A 23882-nucleotide genomic window follows, 5' to 3' on the forward strand; every position below is an offset into this window, starting at 1 on the left:
GACCGCCCGCCGCCGTGATGGCGGCGGGCGCCCCGCCACGGCCCCCGTTCGGCGGGCCGCCCGTGCCGGATCGGCGTCCGGAGGGGGCGGCCGCTTCGGGCTCCAGTCTGCCCCGGACGGGTTGACCCTGGACGCCGTCCGGTTGACTATCCGTGCCTACCCGCGTGTGATCTGCCGCCAGGTCTGCGGCGTCATCCCGTACGCCGCGCGGAACCGGCGACTGAAGTGGGCCTTGTCCGGAAAACCCCATCGCGCGGCGATGGCCTGGACGGGCTGGTGACGGAGCGCCGGGTTCGCGAGATCCTGCCGGCACCGGTCCAGGCGCAGCCCGCGGATGTACGACGCGACGGTCGTCTCCTCGGCCTCGAAGAGCCGGTGCAGCGACCGCAGCGAGATGTGGTGGGCGTCCGCGATGGCCCGGGGAGTCAGCGTGGCCTCGCCGAGGCGCCGTTGAATGTACGCCTGCACCTGCGTGAGCAGGGCCCGGCGGCGGATCTCCGCCGGGATGGCGTCCTCCGCGACCAGTTGCCGGCCGAGCATCGTGCTGACCAGGTCCAGCGCGACGGTGCCGAGGCGGCTCGCATCCGCCGCGTGGTACTGCTCGGGACGGGCGGCGATCTGGGTCAGGAACTGTGCCACCAGGGCCCCCACTCCGTTGGTGCCCGGCATGCGGCCACCGAACAGCGGCGCGAGCCGCTGTGGTGGGAGCGGCAGGGCGGCGTGCGGGATGATCAACGCGATGGAGCGGGCGGGGGTCCGGCCGTCGTCGTCGCTCTGGTGGCGTGCCTCGTGCGGGCGGGAGGCGTCGTAGAAGGTGAACTCGCCCGCGCGGCCGGCGCTCTGCTGGCCGTCCTGGGCGGCGGCGCTGCGCCCCGCGACGGTCAGCGCCAGCAGGTGGATCTCGGGGTCGGACTGGCGGACCAGCTTCGGCGTGCGGAAGCAGTCGAGCGACGGGTACCGGTAGCTCACCAGGTGGAGCGGGCCGAGCTCGATGAACTCGGCCCGCGCGGTGAAGTCGTCGGTGTGCTTGGTCTGGATGTGTAGCGGCGCCGACGTGCGGGCCACCAACTCCAGCCACATCTCGAAGCGGTCCGCGGCCGCCACCTGTGCCGTGTCGACGACGGTCGGTTCCAGCATCGTCCCTCCCTGTCGAGCCATTCTGCGGACCGTCGGCTCCGGGAGCCAGGCGCCGCGGGGTTGTCGATCCGGGCGGCACCGCGGCTGCCGCCCTGACTGACCGATCAGTCAGGGGTGCGGTCGGATCGACCGTCGGGCGGCGGCAGGTGCACCTCCCGGTAGGCGCGCGGGCTCACCCCGTACGCCGCGCGGAAGGCCCGGCTGAAGTGGGCGGGATCGGTGAGGCCCCAGCGTCGGCCGACCTGGCGTACCGGCACGTGTCGCAGCGCGGGGTCGACCAGGTCGGCGCGACAGCGATCGAGCCGCCGCCGGCGGATGCGGCCGGCGACGCCCTCCGGCTCGTCCTCGAACAACCGGTGCAGCGTCCGCAGGGACAGCCGGTGCGCCTCGGCCACGGCACACGGCGTGAGCGCGTGGTCATCGAGGTGTCGGTCGATGAAGGCGGTGATCTGGGTCAGTGTGGCCCGCTGCCGGATCTCGGCCGGAAGGTCGTCCTCGATGTCGAGGTGATGGGCGAGCAGCGCGGCGATCAGGCTGAGTGTGAGATCGGCCAGTCGGGGCGCGTCAGCGACGCGGAACTGCTCCGGGTGCCGGGTGAGGTGGTTGAGGTGCTGCGCCAGCAACGCCCCGGGCCCTTCGATGCCGGACATCAGCGCCGCGGTCGCCCGCTCGACGCGGTCCGGGGAGATGGGGAGCAGCGCCCGGGGAACCGTCGCGGTCACCGAGGAGGCGAGTTCCCGCCCGCCCAGGACACTGCGGTGCTCGATGCGGTGCGGCCGGCTCCAGTCGAGGAGGGTGAAATCGGACCGGGCCATGGTGGTGGACCGGAGCCTTGTGTTGATCTCGCTGGCGCCGCTGGTCACCATGGCGACCTGGAAGATCTCCGGATCCGCCTGGCGGATCAGCCGGGGCGTCCGCCAACCGGTGAGCGACTGGTAGCGGAATCGGGTGAGCTGGACGGTGCCGAGGTCGATCACCCGGGACGTCGCCCGGAAGTCCGCCACGTGGTCGCTGGCCAGTGCCACCCGTGCCGCGGCCCGTTCGGCGATGTCCACGAAGAACGGCCAGCGGTCGGCCGGCGGCATCCGGGTGGTGTCGAGAAGGTCGGCCGGCAGCGCGGTCATCGGCGGCTCCGGATCAGGACCTCGACGCCGTCGAGCAGGCGGTCCAGGCCGAACTGCCACTCCGCGTCGAAGTCGTCATCCTCGTCCTCCCCGGCCCACTCGGCGAGCAGTTCCCGGATCGCCGGGAAGCCGCCGGCCCGGGTGAGGTGTTCGAGGTGCTGCCAGTAGCGGACTCCGGCCTCGTGTGGGCTCTCGCCCGACTTGGCGGAGGCTTCGGCGAGGTCCACCGTGAGCGCGGCCCAGTAGCGGGCGTACCCGCTGACCAGCAGGACCGTCGACAGGCGCTCGGTGGGGCGCAGGGCGGTGTCGCGCAGACAGGCCAGGCCCTGCTCCATCCAGCGCACGCTGTTGGGGCGGATCGGCGGGCCGCTGATCCGCAGGTGCCGCAGCCACGGGCGGTGGTGGATGGCGGCGACGTTGCCGCCGGCCCAGCGGGCGAGGGCCGCCCGCCATCCCTCGTCCTGGCCACGGGCCGGCGGGGGATCGCCGAAGGCGGCATCGATCATCAGCTCGACCAGGTCGTTCTTCGTCGACACGTACCGGTACAGCGACATCGTGGCGACGCCCAGTTCGGCGGCGACGCGACTCATCGAGACCGCGGCGAGCCCGTCGGCGTCGGCCACCTTGACGGCGGCGGTCACCACCTGCTCCAGGCTCAGGCTGCGCTTCGGGCCCTTGCCGGGACGTTCCCGCAGGCCCCAGGCGATGGCGACGCTGTCGGGCAGGTCGTCGGGCGGCTGGCTCATCCTCACCTCTCGGTCGCGGTGTTGACCGTCATCCTATCTTCTGCGTATGGTCTACGCAGTGAAGCGTATGGCATACGCAGAAGACGGAGGGTGAGGGAACCATGGGGGATCCGATGACACCGGCGGTGGAGACCGCCGGGCTGCACAAGTCCTTCGGGGCGGTGACGGTGCTCGCCGGACTGACCCTGCGGGTCTCCCCGGGCACCGTGCACGCCCTGCTCGGGCCCAACGGCGCGGGCAAGACCACCACCGTGCGCATCCTGGCGACGCTGACCGCACCCGACGGCGGCGCCGCCCGGGTGCAGGGCCACGACGTGGTCCGGGACCGGCGCCGGGTGCGCCGGGTGATCAGCCTCGCCGGTCAGCACGCGGCGCTCGACAACGCGCAGACCGGCCTGGAGAACCTGACGATGATGGCCCGGCTGGCCGGTCTGCCGCGCCCGGCCGCCCAACGCCGCGCCGCCGCCCTGCTGGACCGCTTCGACCTGGCCCCCGCGGGCGGCCGGCGGGTGTCCACGTACTCCGGCGGGATGCGCCGCCGGCTCGACCTGGCCGCCAGCCTGGTCGGCGAGCCGTCGGTCATCTTCCTCGACGAGCCGACCACCGGCCTCGACCCGCGCAGCCGCCAGTCGCTCTGGGAGGTCGTCGGTGAGCTGGCCGCCGGCGGTGTCACCGTGCTGCTGACCACGCAGTACCTGGAGGAGGCCGACCGGCTGGCCGACCGGGTGGCGGTCCTGCACGGGGGCCGGCTCGCCGCCGAGGGGACGGCCGATGAGCTGAAGCGGCGGTTCGGCGCCCACCGGCTGGAGCTGACGATGCACGACGACGACCGCTTCGCCGCCGCCGCCCGGCATCTCGGCGACCGGGTGGCCCACGCCGACGCCGCGCGGCGCGAGCTGGCCGTCCCGATCGACGGGGACGCGCCGCAGGTCCGCCGGTTGCTCGACGAAATCGACCCCGACCGGCGGGGCGTCGAGCGTTTCCACCTGCGCACCGCCACCCTCGACGACGTCTTCCTGACCCTGACCGGGCAGCCGACGGCCGCCGCCGAGCGGGAGGTGGCCGGTGTCTGAGCTGACCGCCCGGCGCGTCGAGCTGTCCGTCCTGGTGGGACGCTGCGTACGGCTGTCCCGCCGCAACGTCGACGCGCTGCTCACCTCGCTGCTGCTGCCGGTGATCCTGATGCTGCTCTTCGTCTACCTCTTCGGCGGCGCCATCGACACCGGCAGCGCGTACGTCACCTACGTCGTCCCCGGCGTGCTGCTGCTCTGCGCGGGGTTCGGGGCGGCCGGCACCGCGGTCAGCGTCACGATGGACCTGACCGAGGGCGTCATCGAGCGGCTCCGGACGATGGACGTCGCCGCCACCGCGATCCTCGGTGGCCACGTCGTGGCCAGCGTGCTGCGCAACACGGTCTCGACCGTGCTGGTCCTCGCGGTGGCCGTGGCGATCGGGTTCCGCCCGGTGGTCGACCCGGCCCGCTGGCTCGCGGCGGCCGGGGTGCTGCTGCTGTTCCTGCTCGCGGTGTCCTGGCTGTCCGCCGCGTTCGGGCTGCTGGCCCGCACCCCGGAGGCGGCCAGCGGGTTCACCTTCCTGGTCATGTTCCTGCCGTACCCGAGCAGCGCCTTCGTCCCGGTGGAGACCATGCCGACCTGGCTGCGCGGCTTCGCCGACCACCAGCCGGTGACCCCGGTCATCGAGACGCTGCGGGCGCTGCTGCTCGGCACACCGGCCGGCACCGCGCCGGCCGCGGCGGTCGCCTGGTGCGTCGGGATCCTGCTGGCGTCGGTGGTGCTCGCCGCGGTGGTGTTCCGACGCCGGGTCGGGTAGCCGGCCGCGCGGACGACGGCGGCGGTGATCCCACCGGGACCACCGCCGCCGCCGTCGGTGTCAGTCGTTGAGGATCTGGGCGAGCCGGTCCCGGAAGCGGCGCTCCGAGCTGGTGACCACGTCGGCGCCGAGGCCCAGGATGCCGCCGGTCGGGGCCGCGACGACCACCTGCTCGGCGATCTCCACGAGCCAGTGCTTGTACGCACCGGCCTCGCCCTCGTCCACCCTGTTGGCGAGCAGCGCCGCCGCCTCCGCCGCCCGGCCCAGCACGTCCTCCAGCAGCGCGCGCGGGTCGGCGGGCTCGATCACCGGCAGCTCCGCGCCGGCCTCGGGGTCCCCGACGCGGGAGACGACCTCGCCGGCGACCGCCGCCACCAGCGGGCTCGCCGACTCGCGCCCGGCCGAGATGGTGTCCAGACCGGCCGCGTTCTCGGCCATCGTGCGCCGGGTGCCGTCGGACTCCGCGGCGCTCGCCGCCGTGAGCACCGACTGCGGCAGGCCGACCAGCAGCCCCCACTCCTCGTCGGTGAAGCCGAATCCGGTGTACGCCGGCTGCTCGATCACGGCACCGCTCCTTCTCTCGATCCTGCGCCGCCACGGCGCGGCAGTCGCAGCCGGGGTGGCGCTCCTGGCCGCCACCGGGCGGCCGCCTCAGGCTAGTCGAGCGTCAGCAGTCCCTGTTCGGACACCACGCTGACCGACAGCGTCTTGTACCCCACCTCGTCGAACAGAACCGTCATGCGGTCCTCCTCGTAGCTGAGCACCAGGCCGGCTCCCCACTCGGGGTGGCGCACCTGGCTGTGCACCGGGAACGGGCCGACCGCCCCGTCGTCGGCCGTGCTGGTGCCGGCATGACAGCTGTCGCAGTGCCCGCAGACCGCCGTCATCCGCTCGCCGAAGTACGCGAGCAGTGTCTGCCCGCGGCAGGCGGTGGTCTCGGCGAAGGCCCGCATCATGTCGGTGCGGGAACGGGTCACGGTCTGCTGCCGCTCCGCCTCGGCGAGGGCGGCGGCGGCCGCGTCGACCGGGGTGGGGGAGTAGCGCGGCGCGCCGATGCGCTGCCGTCCCCGCGGTTCGGCCGCCCCGGCCTGCTCCAGCAGGGCCAGGTACTGCCCGAGCTTGCGGGCGCCGAGGCCGGTCAGCTCCCGCAGCTCCTTCTTGGTGGCGGGTCCGCGCCGCAGCAGCGCCGACAGGTCGCGCAGTTCGTTCTCGTCCGGCAGGCCGCCGGTGAAGTAGCGCTGCAGGCCGACGTCCTCGGCCTGCCACAGCAGCAGCACCCGGGCCGGCTGGCCGGCCCGCCCGGCCCGGCCGATCTCCTGGAAGTAGCTGTCCGGCGAGTCGGGCAGCGCCATGTGCACCACCCAGGCGATGTTGGGCTTGTCGATGCCCATGCCGAACGCCGAGGTGGCGACCATGATGGGCACCCGGTCGGCGAGGAACGCCGCGTGCAGTTCGGAGCGGGCGCCGGCCGGCATGCCGCCGTGGTAGTGCTTCGACGGGAAACCCGCCTCGGTCAGCCGTGCCGCCAGCTCCTCGGCCGCCCGCCGGGTCGGGACGTAGATGATGCCCGGCCGCTCGTCCTCGCGCAGCAGCGCGATCAGCCGCCGCCACCGGTAGTCCTCGGTGGGGCAGTGGGCCACCTCGAGGAAGAGGTTCGGCCGGTCCAGCCCGGACACCACGATCTCCGGCTCTCGCAGCCGCAGCCGGGCGACGATGTCGTCGCGGACCGGCGGGGAGGCGGTGGCGGTGAGCGCGACCACCGGCGGCCGGCCGATGCCCTCGACCAGGTGGCCGAGCGCCAGGTAGTCGGGACGGAAGTCGTGGCCCCACGCCGAGATGCAGTGCGCCTCGTCGATCGCGACCAGGGCCGGCTTCAGCGACCGGACCTCGGCCATCCGGTCCGGGTTGGCGAGCTGCTCCGGAGTGATGAAGAGGAACTCGGCCCGCCCGGCGCGGATCTCCTCGATCGCCTCGGCCTGCTGGGCCGGCGACTCGTCCGAGCTGATCCGGACCGCCCGCAGCTCGGGTCGCTGCCGCTCGTTGAGCGCGGCGATCTGGTCCTGCTGGAGCGCCAGCAGCGGTGAGATGACCACCGTCGGGCCGGGGATCAGGCTGGCCGGGATCTGGTAGATCGCCGACTTGCCGGCGCCGGTGGGGAGTACCACCAGGGCGTCGCGGCGCTTCATCACCGCCCGCATGGCGGCGAGCTGATGGGGCCGCAGGGCGGTCCAGCCGAAGAGGCTCTTCGCGGCGCGGCGCAGGTTCCTGGAGTGCGTCGACAGCTTCATCGAGGCCCGGAGGTACCCCGGGCGATCACCGGCGAAACCGGGCGCGGGCCGCCTCGCGCGGGTCACCGGACGCGGGGGAGCACCTCGCGCCGGTAGAGGTCGAACAGCCCTTCCCAGTTCGGGCCGACGTTGGCCACGTACACCTCGTCGAAGCCCGCCTTCGCGTACTCCTCGATCTTGGCCACGTGCGCGTCGGCGTCGTTGCCGCAGACGAACGCCGACTTCATCATCTCCTGCGGCACGATCCGGGCCGCCTGCTCGAAGTGCCGCGGCGACGGCAGCACCTGGGACAGCTCGCCCGGCACACCCGCGTTCGGCCAGCGCTCGTACGCGATCCGCGCGCCCTCGTCCACGCTGTCCGCGTACGCCGCCTTGAAGCCGGCCTGGACCGGCTTGTCGCCGCCCCCCGCGGAGCGGAACCGCCGCACCAGCTCGGCGTCGGGGGACGTGTTGATGTATCCGTCGCCGATCCGCGCGGCGACGTCGACCGCCTTCGGGCCGAAGCCGGAGACGTACACCTTCGGGGGCCGGTCGGGCAGGGTGTAGATCCGGGCGTGCTCGACGGTGTAGTGCCGGCCGCGGTGGTTGACGAAGTCCCCCCGCCACAGCTCGCGCATCACCGCCACGGCCTCCTCCAGCATCTCCAGCCGGGTGTCGGTGTGCGGCCAGGCGTCGCCGAGGATGTGCTCGTTGAGCGCCTCCCCGGTGCCCACGCCGAGCACGAATCGTCCCTCGTGCAGCACCGCGCTGGTGGCCGCGGCCTGGGCGACGACGGCCGGGTGGATCCGGACGGTGGGGCAGGTGACCGCGGTGGTGACCGGCAACCCGCACGCCTGGCTGAGCGCCCCGATGACGGACCAGACGAACGGGCTCTGCCCCTGGGCGTCCGTCCAGGGGTGGTAGTGGTCGGAGATCCACAGCGCCTCGAAACCGGCCCGCTCGGCGCCGCTGGCCTGTGCCAGCAGCTCGGCCGGCCGGAACTCCTCGCTGGAGAGGAAGTAACCGATCCGCATCGTCGCCCCCTTCGCCGGGAAACCGTCGAAGGGCCGGTACCCGGAGGAGCGCCGCCGAACCCCGCCGGGCCGCGCGGGGCGGGCGGCCCGGCGGGGTCCGGCGTTCACCGGCGGAACATCGCGCGGATCGCGGCCAGCAGCAGCAGGCCGCCCACCACCACGCCGAGCAGGCGTACGCCGGGGATGTCGGCCGGGCTCGTCGCGTCGGCCAGCAGCACGGGGTCCATCCCCGCACTGTCCCGGTCGATGTTCGTCCCAGCAACTGTAAGGTTTATTGACTATTCCGTCGCGCGGTGTGACCATGGCAGCACCGCCGCCGGTGGCGGGGCCACCGAGGTGCGCAGAGACGGGGGGACGACCACGCATGAGCGAGCGTTTCGAGGAGCAGCCCGGGGTGGGAGCGTGACCATGCCCGAGGGGAATCTCGCGTCCCTGGCCGCCGCCGTCCTCCAACCCGGCTTCCTCGGCACCACCCCGCCACCCTGGGTGCGCCGCTGGCTCGGCGAGGGGCTCGGCTCGGTGGTGCTCTTCGCCCGCAACGTCGTCGACCCGGAGCAGGTCGCCGGCCTCACCGCCGCCCTGCGCGCGGAGCGGCCGGACGTCATCGTCGCCATCGACGAGGAGGCCGGCGACGTGACCCGGATCGAGTCGCGGCACGGCAGTTCCCGACCGGGCAACCTCGCCCTCGGCGCGGTCGACGACCCCGAGCTGACCGAGGAGGTGGCCCGCGACCTCGGCGGGGAACTCGCCGCCCTCGGGGTGACGCTGAACTACGCGCCCGACGCCGACGTCAACTCCAACCCGGACAACCCGGTGATCGGCGTGCGGTCCTTCGGCGCCGACCCGGCACTGGTCGCCCGGCACACCGCCGCCTGGGTACGCGGCCTCCAGGCCGGCGGCGTCGCGGCCTGCGCCAAGCACTTCCCCGGGCACGGCGACACCCGGGTCGACTCGCACCACGACCTGCCCCGGATCAGCGGCGAGCGGGCCCGGCTGGACGCCGTGGAACTGGCGCCGTTCCGCGCGGCGGTGGCCGCCGGCGCGCAGGCGGTGATGACCGGCCACCTGCTCGTGCCCGCGCTGGACCCGGAGCTGCCGGCCACCCTCAGCCGCCGGATCCTCACCGGACTGCTCCGCGACGAACTGGGCTTCTCCGGGGTCGTCGTGACCGACGCGGTGGAGATGCGGGCGGTCGCCGACCGGTACGGCTTCGCCGGCGCGGCGGTGCGTGCCCTCGCCGCCGGCGCCGATGCCATCTGCGTCGGGGGCGAACACGCCGACGAGGAAGCGCCGCGCCGCCTGCGGGACGCGATCGTCGCCGCCGTCGCCGCCGGTGAACTGCCCGAGGAGCGGCTCATCGAGGCCGCGAAACGGGTCGGCCAGTTGGCGGCGTGGACCGTCGCCGGCCACGCCGGCCGGCCGGGTCCGCACCCGGCCGGCGGCTCGGCGATCGGGTTCGCCGCCGCCCGGCGCGCCGTCCGGGTCACCACGAGCCGGGCCGGGCTGGGCGTGCTGCCGCTGGCCGGGCCCGCGCACGTGGTCGAGTTCGAGCCACCGCGGAACATCGCGATCGGCTCGGAGACGCCGTGGGGCCTCGCCGCCCCGCTCACCGACCTGCTGCCGGGCACGACCGCCGTCCGGTACGCCGAGCCCGACGTCCCGGACGACCCCACCACCGGCGCCGGCCGCCGCTGCCTCGTCCTCGTGGTGCGCGACCTGCACCGGCACCCGTGGATGCGGGCGGCGGTGGCCCGCGCGCTGGCCGCCCGCCCGGACGCCGTGGTCGTCGAGCTGGGCGTGCCCAAGCTGGTCACCGGAGCGGTGCACGTCGCCACCCACGGCGCGACCCGCGCCGCCGGCCGCGCCGCCGCCGAGATCCTGACCGGGGCCGCCTGAGCCGACCGCAGCGGGTCAGGGCCGGTCGGTCACCAGATCGGCGTACTCGGGGTGGCGCTCGATGAAGGCGGCCATGAACGGGCAGCGGGGGACCACCTTCGCGCCGCGTTCGCGAAGCTGGTCGAGGGTGCCCCGGACCAGCGCCGCGCCGACGCCCATGTTCTGGAACCGGTCGTCCACCTCGGTGTGCGTGAAGATCAGGTAACCGTCCCGGGGCAGGTACGCGGTGCAGCCGGCCAGTGCGTCGTCGACCAGGATCTCGAAGCGGTGCCTGGCGGGGTTGTCCTCGACGAGGGTGCTCACCCGGCCATTCTGCCCCCGGCGGCGTCCAGGTTGCCCAGTTCGGTGAGCAACCGGTCCACCTCGTCGGCCGTGTTGTAGTGGTAGACGCTCGCCCGCACCGCGCCGCCGCTGTCCCGCAGACCCATCGTCCGGAAGTACTCGTAGGCGTAGTAGTCCCCGGCGGACAGGCAGAGCCCGGCCGCACCGAGCGCCTCCTGGGTGGCCGCCGGGGACACCCCGGCCAGCCGGAAGGAGACGGTGGGGCAGCGCCGTGCCGGCGCGCCGAGGACGGTCACCCCGGGCAGCGCGGCCAGACCGTCGAGCAGCCGGGCCAGCAGCCCCTCCTCGTACGCCTGGGCGGCGGCCAGGCTGGCCCGCAACCGGTCCCGCCGGCTCCCGGTGGCCGCCGGGTCCAACCCGGCGAGGTGGTCGACGGCGGCGGTGACGCCGGCCAGCAGGGGGAAGCCGGGCGTGCCGTACTCGAACCGGTCGGGCACCGCGTCGGCGGAGGGCAGCAGCTTCGCCGGGCGCAGCCGCTCCCAGCGCGCCGGGTCGGCGACCATCGCGGCCAGGTGCGGCCCGGACCACTTGTAGGCGCTGGTGACGAGGAAGTCGGCGCCGAGCGCGCCCAGGTCGGTGGGGCCGTGCGGCACCGCGTGCACGCCGTCGACACAGACCAGCGCGCCGGCGGCGTGGGCGGTCTTGGCGATCGCCGGGACGTCCGGCACCGTCCCGATCGCGTTGCTGCCGGCGGTCACCGCCACCAGCCGGGTCCGCTCGCCGACCAGGTCGGCGTACTGGCCGGCCGGCAGCTCGCCGGTGCGCCCGTCGAACTCGGCCCAGCGCACGGTCGCGCCGGCCGCCTCGGCGGCCTGGACCCACGGGCGCACGTTGGCGTCGTGGTCGAGTCGGGACACCACCACCTCGTCGCCGGGCCGCCAGCTGGCGCCGAGCGTGCGGGCCAGCGTGTACGTGAGCGCGGTCGCGCTCGGGCCCAGCACGACCCCCTCCGGAGCCGCCCCGAGCAGATCGGCGACCGCGGCCCGGGCCGCGTCCACCAGGTCCAGCGACCGCCGGCCGGGCAGGTTGCCGGCGCTGCGGTTGCCGAGCGCCGTCCGCATCGCGTCGGCCACCGCCTCGATCACCGGTGCGGCGGTCTGCGTGCCGCCGGCGCCGTCGAAGTGGACGTGGCCCTCGGCCAGGGCGGGGTACGCGGCCCGGGTGCGGGCGATGTCGAACGGCATGACCCGGACCCTAACCCGCTACGTGATCACGGCGGGCGGCCGGTGTCGCGGCCGTCTCGTACCCTTGGCCGGGTGACGAACCGACGCACCGACCTCCCCCCGACCCCCGTCCGCCGGGCCGCCGGCCTGCTCGCCGGGCTGGCCCTCGGCGTGGCCGTGCTGGGCGGCTGCAGCTCCGAGGGCGCCTCCACGGACTGCTCGCTGGCCGGTTCCTGCACCGTCACCTTCGACCGGGGGGTCGACGCATCGGCCAGCATCCTCGGCGTCGAGGCCAAGCTGGTCGGCGCCGAGGGCGACCGGGTGACCGTGGAGGTCGCCGGCGAGCAGGTGACGCTGACCAGCGGCCAGCAGGCCGTCCAGGTCGGCGACTTCGCGGTCACCCTGGAGAGCGTGACCGACCAGGAGGTCAAGGTCCGCGTCGCGGCCAACGCCGGCGGCTGAGCCGCGCCCGGCGGCGGTGGCCCACGTTTGGAAATCTTCGCGTTCGGAGATTGAGGCGCCATGTCTCTCACCCGGAACGCCGAAGCCACCGCCGCCCGCACGGCGAACAGCAGGTGGCTCGAACTCCTGGCCCGGGCCGGTTTCATCGGCTACGGGGTCGTGCATCTCCTCTTCGCGTGGCTGGCGCTGCAGATCGCGTTCGGCAACCCGGCCGCGGACGGGGACCAGTCCGGTGCCCTGCGCACACTGGCCGCCCAACCGCTGGGCGCCTTCCTCGTCGGAGCCATCGCCGTCGGCATGCTCGCCATGGCGATCTGGCAGGCGTTGGAGGCACTGGCCGGCCACCACGGCGAGGGCCGTGACCGGACCAGGGAGCGCCTCTTCTCGGCGGGGCGCACCGTCGTCTACCTCTGGCTCGCCTGGACCGCCTACAAGGTCGTCTCGAACGCCAACGCCGACAGCGCCAGCCAGCAGGAGGAGCTGACCGCTCGGCTGATGCAGTCGTCCGGCGGCCGGTGGCTGGTCGGCCTCGCCGGTCTGGCGTTGGCCGGCATCGGCGTCGGCATGGCGATCTACGGCATCAGGAAGAAGTTCCTCAAGCGCCTGAAGACCGGCGAGATGAGCCCGGGGACGCTCCAGCTGGCCCGTCGCCTCGGCGTCGCCGGCTACGCCGCCCGGGGCGTGGCCTTCGCCATCACCGGTCTGCTGGTCGTACTGGCCGCGGTCAACTACGACCCGGAGAAGGCCCGTGGCCTCGACACGGCACTGCGGACGCTGCGGGACCAGTCGTACGGGCCGATCCTGCTCACCCTGGTCGCCCTGGGCATCGCCGCCTTCGGCGTCTACTGCTTCCTCCAGTCGCGCTACCGGAAGGTCTGAACTGGCCGATTCCCGCGGTCGCCGGCACCATGGGGCCCTTGCCCGACGCACCGACGCCCGGAGGAGAACAACCAGTGCAGAGCTATCTCGGGACGATCGTCGCCGTGCTCGTCGCGGCGGCGATCGCCCTTTTCGCGGTCGAGGTCGTGCACCGGGTGGCACGACGGCTCGGCCAGCGTTCGCTGCTGATGACCGAGCTGGCCCAGCACGCGCACCGCTCGTTCCAGGTCGCGGCCACGGTCCTCGCCGTGCAGTTCGCCGTCCGGTTCAGCACCGGGTACGCGGTCGGCACCGGGTGGCGGCAGATCCTGCTGCACGTGCTGGTGCTCGCCGTGATCGCCACGGTCGCCTGGCTGGTCGCCGCGCTGCTGGTGGCGGCGGAGGACACCGCGCTCGCGCGGTTCCGCGTCGACGTGCCCGACAACCGGCACGCCCGGCGGATCCGCACCCAGGTGGTGATGCTCCGCCGGCTGACCATCGCGGTGATCGTCGTCCTCACCCTCGGCGTGATGCTGATGACCTTCCCCGCCGTCCGCGGGATCGGCGCCGGCGTGCTGACCAGTGCCGGTGTGGTCGGTGTGGTGGCCGCGCTCGCCGCGCAGAGCCTGCTGGGCAACGTCTTCGCCGGCCTCCAGCTCGCGTTCAGCGACGCCGTACGCCTCGACGACGTCGTGGTCGTCGAGGGGGAGTGGGGCCGGATCGAGGAGCTGACCCTCAGCTACGTGGTGGTGCAGATCTGGGACGACCGGCGGCTGATCCTGCCGACCTCGTACTTCACCAGCAAGCCGTTCCAGAACTGGACCCGCACCGAGGCGGCGGTGCTGGGCACCGCCGAGTTCGACGTCGACTGGTCGGTCCCGGTGCAGCCCATGCGGGAGGAGCTGCGCCGCGTGGTGGAGAACAGCGAGCTGTGGGACGGGCGGGTCTGCGTCCTGCAGGTCACCGATGCCACCGGCGGCATGATCAAGGTCCGTGCGCTGGTCAGCGCCGCGAACGCCGGAAGCCTGTGGGACCTGCGCTGCCTCGTCCGCGAGCACCTGGTCGCCTGGATCCGTGACCAGCGGCCGACGGCGCTGCCCCGGATGCGCGCCGAGGTCGGCGACTCCGGCAGCGAGCTGGCGTGGCAGTGGGTGCAGCCCGGCCGCCCGGCCCGCCCGCCGGCGGGTCGGATCGCCGACGGGGAGGTACCGGACGACGCGCGGGTCTTCGGCGGCAGCGACGACGGCGCCGCCCGCAGCGAGGCCTTCGTCGGCCCCGAGGAGACCGCGACCCCCCGGCGCTGACCAGGCCCGCGTGACCTCGGGTCGCGGTGGGCGTTGGGCGAGGTGGAACGCGGCCGCCGGGGAGGTTTGGGAGGGCCGTCCGGGGGGAACGGCTGCCCGACGCTTTCGCGGCTTCCGTCGTGTGCGGTCGCGGGTGCGTGCGGCGGCGAGCCCCGCGTACCGGGCGAGGATTGACGGGCGGCGAGTCCGGGCATACAGCGCGGTGATGATGAAAGGAGGACAGCATGGCTGACGTGGCGAATGCCCGCACGACCCGGACCGGGAGCGAGCCGTCCACCGCCGAGCTGGTGCAGCGGGCCACGGAGCAGGTCTCCCGTCTGGTCCGCGACGAGCTGGCGCTGGCCCGTGCGGAGCTGACCCAGAAGGGCAAGCACGCCGGCATCGGCATCGGCCTCTTCGGTGGCGGCGGGGCGCTGGCGCTGTACGGCCTCGGTGCGCTGGTGGCGACCGCGATCCTGCTGCTCGACCTGGTCCTGCCCGCCTGGGCGGCCGCCCTGATCGTCGCGGTGGCGCTCTTCCTGGTCGCGGGCATCCTCGCCCTGGTCGGCAAGAAGCAGGTCAGCCAGGCGGTCCCGCCGGTGCCGGCGGCCACGGTGCGCAGCGTCCGCGCGGACGTCGACACCGTCACCGCCGCGGTGAAGGATGGAAGAGCCGCGGCGAAGGACGGGAGACGGCCATGACGGGCAACGGGCGGGGCACCGGGGACACCGATGCCCTCCGCGAGGAGATCCGGCGGACCCGGGTCGAGTTGGGCGAGACGATGGAGGCGCTGGCCGCCAAGGCGGACGTGAAGAAGCGCTTGAAGTCCTCGACCGAGCAGGCGAAGGAGCGGATGCGCGAGCAGGCCACGATGACGGTCGCCCGGATGCGCGGGCAGGCCCGGCAGCGGGGCGACCGGGTCCGGGCCAACCCACGGCCGTTGGTCGCGCTGACCGCGGGCGCGCTGGCCACGGCCGTCGTGCTGATGATCGTACGGGGGAGGCGTCGGTGAGCGGCGGCATCGGACGGGTGGCGTACCGGCCGGTCGGCGTCCTGATGGGCATCGCCGCCGGCGTCGTCGCGGGCGCCATCTTCCGGCAGGTGTGGAAGGTGACCGCCGGCGACGGCGAGGCGCCGAGCGCCACCGACGAGGACCGTGGCTGGGGCGAGGTCCTCGCCGCGGCCGCCTTGCAGGGAGCCATCTTCTCGGTCGTCCGCGCGGCCGTCGACCGGGGCGGCGCGGTCGGCGTACGCCGGTTGACCGGCCGGTGGCCGGACTGACCCGACGGCCGACCCGGGCCCCTTCGCCGAAGCCCGGCGAGGGGGCCTTTCCGCCGGTCGCCGCGCACCTTGCGGGCTGATCTCCGGCAACCGACAGGTCACATGTCGGAGAATTTCGTCCGGTAGGCTGTGCAGAGTTTTTGCGTACGTGGTTTGCTGATCCACGCTGTTGTAGAGATGGCGTGGGTTGAGAGAAGTCTCCTTCGTGGGGGCCGCCTCAAGCGCCGCTGCTCGAAAACGGCCAACCGGCCGCACGGCGTGCTCGGCCGCCAGTTTTAGAAGGAGATACACATGGCGCAGGGAACCGTGAAGTGGTTCAACGCTGACAAGGGCTTCGGCTTCATCACCGTCGACGGCGGGGGTGCTGACGTGTTCGTCCACTTCTCGGCCATCCAGACCAGCGGCTACCGCACGCTGGAGGAGAACCAGCGGGTGGAGTTCGAGATCGCCCAGGGTCAGAAGGGTCCGCAGGCCGAGCAGGTCCGCCCCCTCTGAGTGGTGCCGGCCGGCGACCACCGGCCAGTGGGCGGTCCGGCCACACGGATCACATGCGAAGCCCCGTATCCCGTCCGGGATGCGGGGCTTTCCCGTTGCGGGCCCTCCCGGGTCGGCTCGGCGACGGGTCGGGCCCGGTGCCGGGCGGCGGGTCGGCTCAGCGCCGGTCGGCGGGCCCAGCCCCGGGGCCGGCCCGGCGGCGGTTGCGGGCGCGCAGGCCGAGCCAGAGCAGGACCAGCCCGCCGAGCGCGACGACCGGGCCGACGACGGCCCAGAGCCGTACGCCGGTCATCACACTGCCGCCGACGTGCCCGAGCCCCTGCAGCGTCCAGAGCGTACCGAGGACCACGGCCAGCAGGCCGAGCGTCAACGACAGCCAGCCCTTCATCATGCCCTCCCGTCCCCGGCCGCCCGGGGCGCCCGTCCCGTTCACCACCGGTCGTGCACCTGCGGCCGGATGAGTTCGTCGTACACCTCGGCGACGACCGCGCGCTCCTGATCGGACAGCGCGGGCTGCCCGGCCACGGCGGCGTTGGCACGGGCCTGCGCCGCGTCCCGGGCGCCGGGGATCACCACGGTGACGCCGGGCTGGTCGACGACCCAGCGCAGTGCGAACTGCGCCATCGTCCTATCCGGACCGACCAGCGGCGCGAGCCGCCGGACGGCCGCCAGGCCCAGGGTGAAGTCGACGCCGGAGAAGGTCTCGCCGACGTCGAACGCCTCGCCGTGCCGGTTGAAGGTGCGGTGGTCGTCGGGCGCGAAGGTGGTGTGCTCGTCGTACCGCCCGGAGAGCAGCCCGCTCGCCAGCGGCACCCGCGCGATGACGCCCACCCCGGCGGCGGCCGCCGCCGGAAGCACCCGCTCCAGGGGCTTGTGCCGCAGCGCGTTGAGGATGATCTGGACGCTGGCCACCCCGGGCCGGGCGATCGCGGTGAGCGCCTCGTCGCAGGTCTCCACGCTGACGCCGTAGCCGGCGATCCGCTCCTCGGCGACCAGCGTGTCGAGGGCGTCGAAGACCGCGTCGTCGGCGAACACCGGCGTCGGCGGGCAGTGCAGCTGCACCAGGTCGAGCCGGTCGACGCCGAGGTTCTTCCGCGACCGGTCGGTCCACTCCCGGAAGTTGGCGAGCGTGTACGCCTCGGGCCGCTGCTCGACCCGCCGGCCCATCTTCGTGGCCACGGTGAGGCCGGCCCCGGGCCGGGAGCGGAGGAACCGGCCGATCAGCGCCTCGCTGCGCCCGTCGCCGTAGACGTCGGCGGTGTCGAGGAAGGAGACGCCCGAGTCGACGGCGGCGGCGAGGACGCCCGTCGCGTCGTCCTCGGTGACGGTGCCCCAGTCGGCGCCGAGCTGCCAGGCGCCCAGGCCGATCACGCCGACGGTCCGGCCCAGCCGGGGGAACGTGCGCTGCTGCATGCTCCGAGCCTAGTGATCCGTTTGCGGCGGCGCGCGGCGGGCCGTACGTTAAACAAGACGGACGTACGGTTTGGGAGGCGCTGATGTGGGATCCGACGACGTACCTGCGCTACGGCGACGAGCGGTCCCGGCCGTTCCACGACCTCCTGGCCCGCGTCCCGGCCGCCCGGCCCCGCGCGGTGGTCGACCTCGGGTGCGGGCCCGGCACGCTCACCGCCACCCTCGCCGACCGCTGGCCCGCCAGCCGGGTGACCGGCCTCGACTCCTCCCCGGAGATGATCGCCCGGGCGACCGCGCTGGGCACCCCGGCGCGGTTCGCCGTCGGCGACGTCCGGCAGTGGCGCCCCGACCCGGACAGCGACGTCGTCATCAGCAACGCCGTGCTCCAGTGGGTGCCCGGCCACCGGGACCTGCTCACCCGCTGGGCCCGCGAGCTGCCCGTCGGCGCCGTCGTCGCGGTGCAGGTGCCGGGCAACTTCGACGCCCCCTCGCACCGGGCGCTGCGCGCGGTGGCCGGCCAACCCGCGTGGCGCGACGTGCTCGGCCCGCTGCTGCGGGAGGCGCCGGTGGACGATCCGGTCGGCTACGCGCGGTTGCTGGTCGACGCGGGCTGCGCGGTGGACGCCTGGGAGACTACCTACGTGCACCTGCTCCCGGCCGAAGCCGACCACCCCGTGCTGCGCTGGATGGAGGGGACGGCGCTGCGCCCGGTGCGCGCCGCGCTCGACACCGCCGGCTGGGCCGACTTCCGGGCGGAGCTGGGCGTACGGCTCGCCGAGGCGTACCCGGTCCGGCAGGGTCAGGTGTACTTCCCGTTCCGACGCGTCTTCTTCGTGGCCCGAACCGGCGCCCGTGCAGAGGAGAACCTGTGACCGACCTGCCCACCTTCATCGCCGGCCTGCCCAAGGTGGAGCTGCACGTGCACCACGTCGGCTCCGCCTCGCCGCGCATCGTCGCCGAGTTGGCCGCCCGGCACGAGGGGCGCAGCCCGGTGCCGGCCGACCCGGCCGCCCTCGCCGACTACTTCGCCTTCCGCGACTTCGCCCACTTCATCGAGGTCTACCTGAGCGTCGTGGACCTCATCCGGGATCCGGAGGACGTCTGGATCCTCACCCACGAGGTCGCCCGCGAGCTGGCCCGCCAGCAGGTCCGCTACGCCGAGCTCACCGTCACGCCGTACTCGCACGTGCACCGGGGCATCCCGGCGCCGGCGTTCTGCGAGGCGATCGAGGACGCCCGCAAGCGCGCCGCGGCGGACTTCGGCATCGAGCTGCGCTGGTGCTTCGACATCCCGGGCGAGGCCGGCCTGCCGTCGGCCGAGGAGACCCTGCGGATCTGCCTGGAGGAGCGCCCCGACGGCCTGCTCAGCTTCGGGCTGGGCGGCCCGGAGATCGGCGTGCCCCGGCCGCAGTTCAAGCCGTACTTCGACCAGGCCCGCGCGGCCGGCCTGCGGTCGGTGCCGCACGCCGGGGAGACCACCGGGCCGCAGACCGTCTGGGACGCGCTGCGCGACCTCGGCGCCGAGCGGATCGGGCACGGCATCGCCGCCGCCGAGGACCCGCAGCTGCTCGCGTTCCTGGCCGAGCGGCAGATCGCCCTGGAGGTCTGCCCGACCTCCAACGTGCGCACCCGGGCGGTGCCCCGGATCGAGGACCACCCGCTGCCCCGGCTGGTCGAGGCCGGGCTGCTGGTCACGATCAACTCCGACGACCCGCCGATGTTCGGCACCACCCTCGACGACGAGTACGCGGTCGCCGCCCGGCTGCTCGATCTCGGCCCCGAGGGCCTCGCGGCGCTGGCCCGCAACGCGGTGACGGCGTCGTTCCTCGACCCGGGGGCGAAGCGGCGGATCAGCGACGAGATCGACGCCTACCTGGCGGTGGCGGCGCGCTGACGAGGAGTGGCGCGCGGCGGGAGGAGGTGTGGGGGGACCGATTCTCCCGCCGCGCGCACGGCCCCACCGGCCGCGGGTGCGCGGGGCAGGTGGCCGGTGGAACTGATGGGTTCGTGTCTAGATCCTGGCAGCCGCCGACCCGATCGTCGCCGGTGTTAACCGGGATCTAAGGAGAACTTGCGCCAGCCCACAGGCCGGTGCGGATCAGCCGTCGGTCGCGCGCTGGCGGGGCCAGCGGCGACCCCCGCCCTTCTGGTCCCGGACGTCCCGGGCCATCCGGCCCACCAGGCCGAACCGGCTCACCTGACGCGGCGTCGCGTCCGGGTCGGCCAGGAGCATGACCACGCTCGCCCCGCCCAGCCGCGCCCGGTCGATGCTGACCGATCCGTTGGCCTGCAACGCCACCCGCTTCGCGATGTCCAGGCCGAGGCCGGTCGAGCCGCGGTCGCTCGCGCCCCGGCGCAGCGCCCGGTCCGGGTCCGCGATGCCCGGCCCGGCGTCGTCGACGCGGATCGCCACGTACCCGTCCCGGCGGGAGACCGCCACCTCGAACGCGGTGCCCTGCGGCGTGTACCGGAACACGTTGCCGATCACCGCGTCGAGCGCGGCGGCCAACTCGGCGCGCGGCACCGGCGCCGGAATCCGCAGCTGCGCCCCGGTCACCCGGTGCGGGCGGTTCTGGTCCCCGGCCAGGGCGGACCAGAACACCATCCGCTCCCGGACCACCTCGCTCACGTCGCAGCTGGCGGGCGCGGTCTCCTGGGTGACCGCCTTGCGGGTCGTCTTGATCAGTTGGTCGACCTCGCCCTCGAGGGTGGCGATCGCCTGCCGGATCCGCCGGATCCCCCGCCGACGGTCCAGCTCCGCCTCGCTGAAGGTCCCGATGCTGGTGTCGTCCGGGTCGAGCGCCTCGGCGTCGAGCCGGAGCGCGGTCAGCGGGGTGCGCAGCCGGTGCGACAGGTCGGCCACCAGTTCCCGCTCGTCGGCGCGGGCGGCGACGAGGCGGTCGGCCATCCGGTTGAACGCGTACCCGGCCTCGGCCAGTTCCCGCGGACCGGTCGGCTCCACCCGGACGTTGAGGTCGCCGGCCCCGAGGGCCAGGGCCCCCTTGACCAGATTGCGGGCCGCGTCGACCGCCCGGGCCGCCACCCGGTCGACCAGCAGCACCGCCGCGCCCACCAGGGCGGCGGTCACGCCGAGCAGGAGCAGCCAGCGGCTGCCGGCGCCGGTGGAGAGCGCGGACTCCGGAACGAAGACCTCGACCACGGCGGTCCGGTCGCCGAGCACCACCGGGTCGAGCCGGACGACGCCGCCGTCCACGTCCACGACGAGTGACCGACCCTCCGTCCGGGCCTGCTCCAGGTCCGCCGCGTCCGCGCGGCCACCGGACGCGCCGTCGGCCAAGCCGTGCACGACCGGCCGGGTGGCCGGATCGTCCCCGCTGGCGGCGACGGCCCGCTCCACCACCTCCGGCACGGTGCTCACCGCGAGGGCACCGGTGACCAGCGCACTGCGGCGGGCCGCGTCGGCGATCGCCTCCTCGCGGGCGCGCTCGCCGAGGCTGGCGGAGAGCGGCACCAGGAACGCGAGCGCGACCAGGGTGCACATGCCGGCCGTGACCAGGGCCAGGGACCGCCTCAGTCCGGAGCTACCAGCCGGAAGCCCACCCCCCGCACGGTGCGCAGGTAGCGCGGCTTCGCCGCGGACTCGCCCATTTTGCGCCGTAGCCAGTAGAGGTGAACGTCGATGGTCTGGTCCTCGCCGACCGACGGTTGCCGCCATACCTCCTCCAAGAGCTCCCGGCGGGACACTACCCGGCCCGGGCGGGCCGCGAGATACGCCAGCAGGTCGAACTCCTTGCGGGTCAGCGCCAGTGGCTCCCCGTCGAGGTGGGCGCTGCGCTCCCCGACGTCCACCCGCAGCCCACCGACCACGTGCACGCTCGGCTGGACCGTCCGGCTGGCCCGGCCGGCGCGGCGCAGCACCGTCGTGATCCGGGCGTCCAGGTGGGCGCCGGTGAACGGCTTGACCATGTAGTCGTCGGCACCCGCCCGCAGCAGCCGGACCACCGACTGCTCGTCGTCCCGGGCGGTGGCGATGATGATCGGCACGTCGGTGATGCCGCGCAGCATCCGCAGCGCGTCCGAGCCGTCGAGGTCGGGCAGGCCGAGGTCGAGCACCACGAGGTCGGGGGTCTCCGCCGCGACCCGGCGCAGGGCTTCGAGGGCGGTGCCGACGGCGTGCACGGCGTGTCCCCGGTCGGCGAGGGAGCGCAGCATCGCGCCACGGACGACATGGTCGTCTTCGACCAGGAGCACGGTGGCCACGCCAAGACGGTACTCGTCATGGCAAGTTGATCGCGTTGCGGTACCCCCGCAAACCCGGCAAGCTGGTACAACGATGTCCTTCACCCTCTTCGCCGACACCCGACTCGCGCTCGCCCGGGACTCCCTGGCCGGCCTGTCGGTCGGTGACGCGCTCGGCGCCCAGTTCGCCGTCCCCGGCCGGCGTCCGGCCGACCTCGCCGCCGGGCGGCTGCCCCCGCCGCCCTGGGCGTGGACCGACGACACCGAGATGGCCTGCTCCGTCGTCGCGGCGCTCGCCGAGGCCGGACGGATCAACCGGGACGCGCTCGCTCTCGCGTTCGCCGAGCGGGCTGAGCCACGCCGCGGCTACGGGCCGGGGGCGGTCGCCATCCTGCGGCTGATCCGCACCGGCACGCCGTGGCCGGTGGCCGCCGCGTCGGCCTTCGACGGGCAGGGCTCGTGCGGCAACGGCGCCGCCATGCGGATCGGCCCGCTCGGCGCGTACTTCGCCGACTCCACCACCCGGACGGCGGCCCAGGCCCGGGCGGCGGCCGAGGTGACCCACGCCCATCCGGAGGGCGTCGCCGGCGCGGTCGCCGTCGCGGTGGCCGCGTCCCTGGCCGCCCGGGGACGCCTGGACGGTCACCGCCCGGAGCCCGACCGGCTGCTCGCCGGCGTGGCCGCCGCGCTCGACCCGGCCAGCGACGTGTGCCGGGGGATCCGGCGGGCCGCCGGCCTGCTCGGGCACCCGCTGGCGGAGGCCGTGGCCGCGCTCGGCAACGGTTCCCGGGTGACCGCCCAGGACACCGTCGCGTTCACCTGCTGGGCCGCCGCCGGGCACCTGCACGACTATCCGGCCGCGATCCGGGCCTGCGTCGCGGCGGGCGGCGACGTCGACACGACGGCGGCGATCGTCGGTGCGATCGTCGCCGCGTACACGGGTGTCGGGACGCCGGGCGGCGTGCCGACCACGTGGGTCGACGCCCGCGAGCCGCTGCCCGGCTGGCTCCCGTAACCGGGTTCCGGCGGCCGGGGCGCCGGACCGCCCCTGGTCGGGCCCGGCGCGCCGGCCCCCCGGCCCTGCGCCGCGCCGAGACCCGACCCCCCGCCGGGCGGCCTTTGCTCTGCTTCAACCAGCGCAAGAAAATCGGACCAGATCTGTTGCGTGCGTTGAAGCAGAGCAAAGGGGCGGGCGGAGGTCGGCGCCGGTGGGTATCCGGCAGCCCGCTGGTGCTCGCAGCAGGAGGTCAGGGCGTCCGCGCCACCGCCTCCGCCCGTGCCGACTCGTCGGCGCGCGGCGTCTCGTCGGCGCGCGGCGTCTCGTCTGGCTTGGCGGCCGGGCTTTCCGGTTGCGGCGGGTCGGCGGGCGGGTCGGCGTCCAGGACGGCGCGAAGATCGCTCCGCTCGCCGGCCTCCCCGCCGCGGCGGCGCCGGCTGAGCAGCCAGCCGCCCGCCACGCCCGCGCCCAGGCCGGCGAGCAGGCCGGCGGCGAGCAGGGCGTTCGCGTTGCCACGGTCCGGCTCCGGCGCGTCGGCCGTACCCGCGGGCTCGGCGGCGCCCGGCGCGCCCGGCGCCGCGCCGTGGCGGTGCCCGCCCCCGGGCGCCGCGCCCGGCGCGGGCGGCAGCAGCGTGATCGCGGGCGCCGCCTTCTCGCCCACCGGGCCCGACCAGTTGACCACCGTGCCGTCGGCGTACGTCTGGCGCACCTCGAAACTCAACCGGTCGACCTGCGGCAGCGGGCCCACCGACAGGGTGAGCCGGGCCGGGCCGGCCGGGGCGTCGGGCATCCGGATCCAGGTCACCGAGCCGGTGACCGTGGTCAGCATGGACGAGTGGACGCCGGGGATCGGCTTGTCGAGTTCCCGGGTGTCGATGCGTGGCGCCCAGCCGGTGACCGACATCGGGTAGACCTCGGCGATCGGCGCGTCGGCGGGCAGCCGGATCTCGATCCGGTCGGTGCGGGTGCCGGCGCGCTCCTCCGGCACCACGAACTCGAGCTTCGCCGGGTCGCCCTGCCGGGCCTGTGCCGGCTCGACCGTCACCTCTACCGCGTACGCCGTGCCGGGCCAGGCCAGCACCGTGCCCGCGACCAGGGCGGCGACCGCCCCGGCCCGGCGTACGCGCCCCTCGCGCGTCCTCGCCATGGTCGTCCCCATCCGTGTCCACGCGGCCGGAACCGGCTCCGACCACACCCGGTAGTTCGGACGCGGCGACCGAAAGGTTCAACGTGCTGGCGGTCAAGAACGGACCGTTCCACTGCCGGAGGCGTCAAGAAGGGGCGCTTCCTTACACCGCGGCCGGTACGGATCGGGACGACCGATAGCATCGGCAGCATCCGTACCGCCTGCCGT

The 23882-nt window shown here is 74.5% G+C and carries 27 protein-coding genes; 13 read left to right on the forward strand and 14 right to left on the reverse strand.

Annotated elements, in window-relative coordinates; all coding sequences use genetic code 11:
• Positions 1-156: 156 nt before the first annotated feature.
• From EV376_RS15440 to EV376_RS15450, 3 genes are all read right to left on the reverse strand, one after another.
• The gene (locus EV376_RS15440) at positions 157-1137 is read right to left on the reverse strand and encodes an AraC-like ligand-binding domain-containing protein (protein ID WP_130323891.1); all 981 of its coding nucleotides are present in this window, start codon (positions 1135-1137) and stop codon (positions 157-159) included.
• Positions 1138-1241: 104 nt separating this feature from the next.
• Positions 1242-2261, reverse strand: a complete 1020-nt coding sequence (locus tag EV376_RS15445) for an AraC-like ligand-binding domain-containing protein (RefSeq protein ID WP_130323893.1) — start codon at positions 2259-2261, stop codon at positions 1242-1244.
• Complete coding sequence (locus EV376_RS15450) at positions 2258-3007, reverse strand: TetR/AcrR family transcriptional regulator C-terminal domain-containing protein (protein ID WP_130323895.1); 750 nt, start codon at positions 3005-3007, stop codon at positions 2258-2260. The genes EV376_RS15445 and EV376_RS15450 overlap by 4 nt, the downstream gene beginning before the upstream one ends.
• Before the next feature lie 101 nt (positions 3008-3108).
• On the opposite strand from EV376_RS15450, the gene EV376_RS15455 reads away from it, so the two are divergent.
• Both EV376_RS15455 and EV376_RS15460 read left to right on the forward strand, forming a co-directional pair.
• On the forward strand, positions 3109-4080 hold the full coding sequence (locus tag EV376_RS15455) for an ATP-binding cassette domain-containing protein (protein ID WP_130323897.1): 972 nt from the start codon (positions 3109-3111) through the stop codon (positions 4078-4080).
• Positions 4073-4837 carry an ABC transporter permease gene (locus tag EV376_RS15460; protein ID WP_130323899.1) on the forward strand — a complete coding sequence of 255 codons (765 nt, stop codon included), beginning with the start codon at positions 4073-4075 and terminating at the stop codon, positions 4835-4837. Before EV376_RS15455 ends, EV376_RS15460 begins: the two co-directional genes overlap by 8 nt.
• Before the next feature lie 60 nt (positions 4838-4897).
• Here EV376_RS15460 and EV376_RS15465 read toward each other — a convergent pair whose 3' ends face one another.
• The 4 genes from EV376_RS15465 to EV376_RS30900 all read right to left on the reverse strand — a co-directional run bounded on the left by EV376_RS15465 (position 4898) and on the right by EV376_RS30900 (position 8365).
• Complete coding sequence (locus EV376_RS15465; RefSeq protein ID WP_130323901.1) at positions 4898-5401, reverse strand: hypothetical protein; 504 nt, start codon at positions 5399-5401, stop codon at positions 4898-4900.
• A gap of 92 nt (positions 5402-5493) precedes the next feature.
• Positions 5494-7125 (reverse strand): RecQ family ATP-dependent DNA helicase, encoded by a 1632-nt coding sequence (locus EV376_RS15470; RefSeq protein ID WP_130323903.1) that lies wholly within the window; start codon positions 7123-7125, stop codon positions 5494-5496.
• A gap of 62 nt (positions 7126-7187) precedes the next feature.
• On the reverse strand, positions 7188-8138 hold the full coding sequence (locus tag EV376_RS15475; RefSeq protein ID WP_130323905.1) for a TIGR03557 family F420-dependent LLM class oxidoreductase: 951 nt from the start codon (positions 8136-8138) through the stop codon (positions 7188-7190).
• 104 nt (positions 8139-8242) lie between these two features.
• Positions 8243-8365 carry a hypothetical protein gene (locus tag EV376_RS30900; protein ID WP_350653198.1) on the reverse strand — a complete coding sequence of 41 codons (123 nt, stop codon included), beginning with the start codon at positions 8363-8365 and terminating at the stop codon, positions 8243-8245.
• Positions 8366-8540: 175 nt separating this feature from the next.
• On the opposite strand from EV376_RS30900, the gene EV376_RS15480 reads away from it, so the two are divergent.
• Positions 8541-10034 carry a glycoside hydrolase family 3 protein gene (locus EV376_RS15480; RefSeq protein WP_207228164.1) on the forward strand — a complete coding sequence of 498 codons (1494 nt, stop codon included), beginning with the start codon at positions 8541-8543 and terminating at the stop codon, positions 10032-10034.
• A gap of 15 nt (positions 10035-10049) precedes the next feature.
• Here the strand turns inward: EV376_RS15480 and EV376_RS15485 are convergent, their stop codons facing one another.
• Positions 10050-10337, reverse strand: a complete 288-nt coding sequence (locus tag EV376_RS15485; protein ID WP_130323909.1) for a GNAT family N-acetyltransferase — start codon at positions 10335-10337, stop codon at positions 10050-10052.
• Positions 10334-11560, reverse strand: a complete 1227-nt coding sequence (locus EV376_RS15490; protein ID WP_130323911.1) for a cysteine desulfurase-like protein — start codon at positions 11558-11560, stop codon at positions 10334-10336. The genes EV376_RS15485 and EV376_RS15490 overlap by 4 nt, the downstream gene beginning before the upstream one ends.
• Positions 11561-11632: 72 nt before the next feature.
• Between EV376_RS15490 and EV376_RS15495 the strand changes: the two genes are divergently transcribed.
• From EV376_RS15495 to EV376_RS15525, 7 genes are all read left to right on the forward strand, one after another.
• Positions 11633-12001 carry a hypothetical protein gene (locus EV376_RS15495; protein ID WP_130323913.1) on the forward strand — a complete coding sequence of 123 codons (369 nt, stop codon included), beginning with the start codon at positions 11633-11635 and terminating at the stop codon, positions 11999-12001.
• Between the two features lie 60 nt (positions 12002-12061).
• Positions 12062-12880, forward strand: coding sequence for a DUF1206 domain-containing protein (locus EV376_RS15500; RefSeq protein ID WP_130323915.1), 819 nt, complete (start codon positions 12062-12064; stop codon positions 12878-12880).
• Between the two features lie 74 nt (positions 12881-12954).
• Entirely contained in the window at positions 12955-14163 is a 1209-nt protein-coding gene (locus EV376_RS15505) for a mechanosensitive ion channel domain-containing protein (RefSeq protein ID WP_130323917.1), read from the forward strand.
• Between the two features lie 224 nt (positions 14164-14387).
• The gene (locus EV376_RS15510; protein WP_130323919.1) at positions 14388-14843 is read left to right on the forward strand and encodes a phage holin family protein; all 456 of its coding nucleotides are present in this window, start codon (positions 14388-14390) and stop codon (positions 14841-14843) included.
• Positions 14840-15154 carry a DUF3618 domain-containing protein gene (locus EV376_RS15515; protein ID WP_130323921.1) on the forward strand — a complete coding sequence of 105 codons (315 nt, stop codon included), beginning with the start codon at positions 14840-14842 and terminating at the stop codon, positions 15152-15154. Before EV376_RS15510 ends, EV376_RS15515 begins: the two co-directional genes overlap by 4 nt.
• Entirely contained in the window at positions 15151-15423 is a 273-nt protein-coding gene (locus EV376_RS15520) for a DUF4235 domain-containing protein (RefSeq protein WP_130323923.1), read from the forward strand. The genes EV376_RS15515 and EV376_RS15520 overlap by 4 nt, the downstream gene beginning before the upstream one ends.
• Before the next feature lie 291 nt (positions 15424-15714).
• On the forward strand, positions 15715-15918 hold the full coding sequence (locus EV376_RS15525; RefSeq protein WP_011905669.1) for a cold-shock protein: 204 nt from the start codon (positions 15715-15717) through the stop codon (positions 15916-15918).
• Positions 15919-16075: 157 nt separating this feature from the next.
• On the opposite strand, the gene EV376_RS15530 is transcribed toward EV376_RS15525, so the two are convergent.
• Positions 16076-16354 carry a hypothetical protein gene (locus EV376_RS15530; protein ID WP_130323925.1) on the reverse strand — a complete coding sequence of 93 codons (279 nt, stop codon included), beginning with the start codon at positions 16352-16354 and terminating at the stop codon, positions 16076-16078.
• Entirely contained in the window at positions 16348-17331 is a 984-nt protein-coding gene (locus tag EV376_RS15535) for an aldo/keto reductase (protein WP_130323927.1), read from the reverse strand. The genes EV376_RS15530 and EV376_RS15535 overlap by 7 nt, the downstream gene beginning before the upstream one ends.
• A gap of 83 nt (positions 17332-17414) precedes the next feature.
• On the opposite strand from EV376_RS15535, the gene EV376_RS15540 reads away from it, so the two are divergent.
• Together EV376_RS15540 and EV376_RS15545 are read left to right on the forward strand one after the other, a co-directional pair.
• Positions 17415-18203, forward strand: coding sequence for a trans-aconitate 2-methyltransferase (locus EV376_RS15540; RefSeq protein ID WP_130323929.1), 789 nt, complete (start codon positions 17415-17417; stop codon positions 18201-18203).
• Entirely contained in the window at positions 18200-19225 is a 1026-nt protein-coding gene (locus EV376_RS15545; protein WP_130323931.1) for an adenosine deaminase, read from the forward strand. Before EV376_RS15540 ends, EV376_RS15545 begins: the two co-directional genes overlap by 4 nt.
• Before the next feature lie 204 nt (positions 19226-19429).
• On the opposite strand, the gene EV376_RS15550 is transcribed toward EV376_RS15545, so the two are convergent.
• Together EV376_RS15550 and EV376_RS15555 are read right to left on the reverse strand one after the other, a co-directional pair.
• Positions 19430-20833, reverse strand: a complete 1404-nt coding sequence (locus tag EV376_RS15550; RefSeq protein ID WP_130323933.1) for a sensor histidine kinase — start codon at positions 20831-20833, stop codon at positions 19430-19432.
• Between the two features lie 29 nt (positions 20834-20862).
• Positions 20863-21552, reverse strand: coding sequence for a response regulator transcription factor (locus EV376_RS15555; protein ID WP_130323935.1), 690 nt, complete (start codon positions 21550-21552; stop codon positions 20863-20865).
• A gap of 73 nt (positions 21553-21625) precedes the next feature.
• On the opposite strand from EV376_RS15555, the gene EV376_RS15560 reads away from it, so the two are divergent.
• On the forward strand, positions 21626-22546 hold the full coding sequence (locus EV376_RS15560; protein WP_130323937.1) for an ADP-ribosylglycohydrolase family protein: 921 nt from the start codon (positions 21626-21628) through the stop codon (positions 22544-22546).
• A 232-nt stretch (positions 22547-22778) separates the two neighbouring features.
• Here the strand turns inward: EV376_RS15560 and EV376_RS15565 are convergent, their stop codons facing one another.
• Entirely contained in the window at positions 22779-23675 is an 897-nt protein-coding gene (locus EV376_RS15565; protein ID WP_130323939.1) for a YcnI family protein, read from the reverse strand.
• Between the last annotated feature and the right edge of the window lie 207 nt (positions 23676-23882).

It is taken from the genome of Micromonospora sp. CNZ295, from assembly GCF_004217535.1.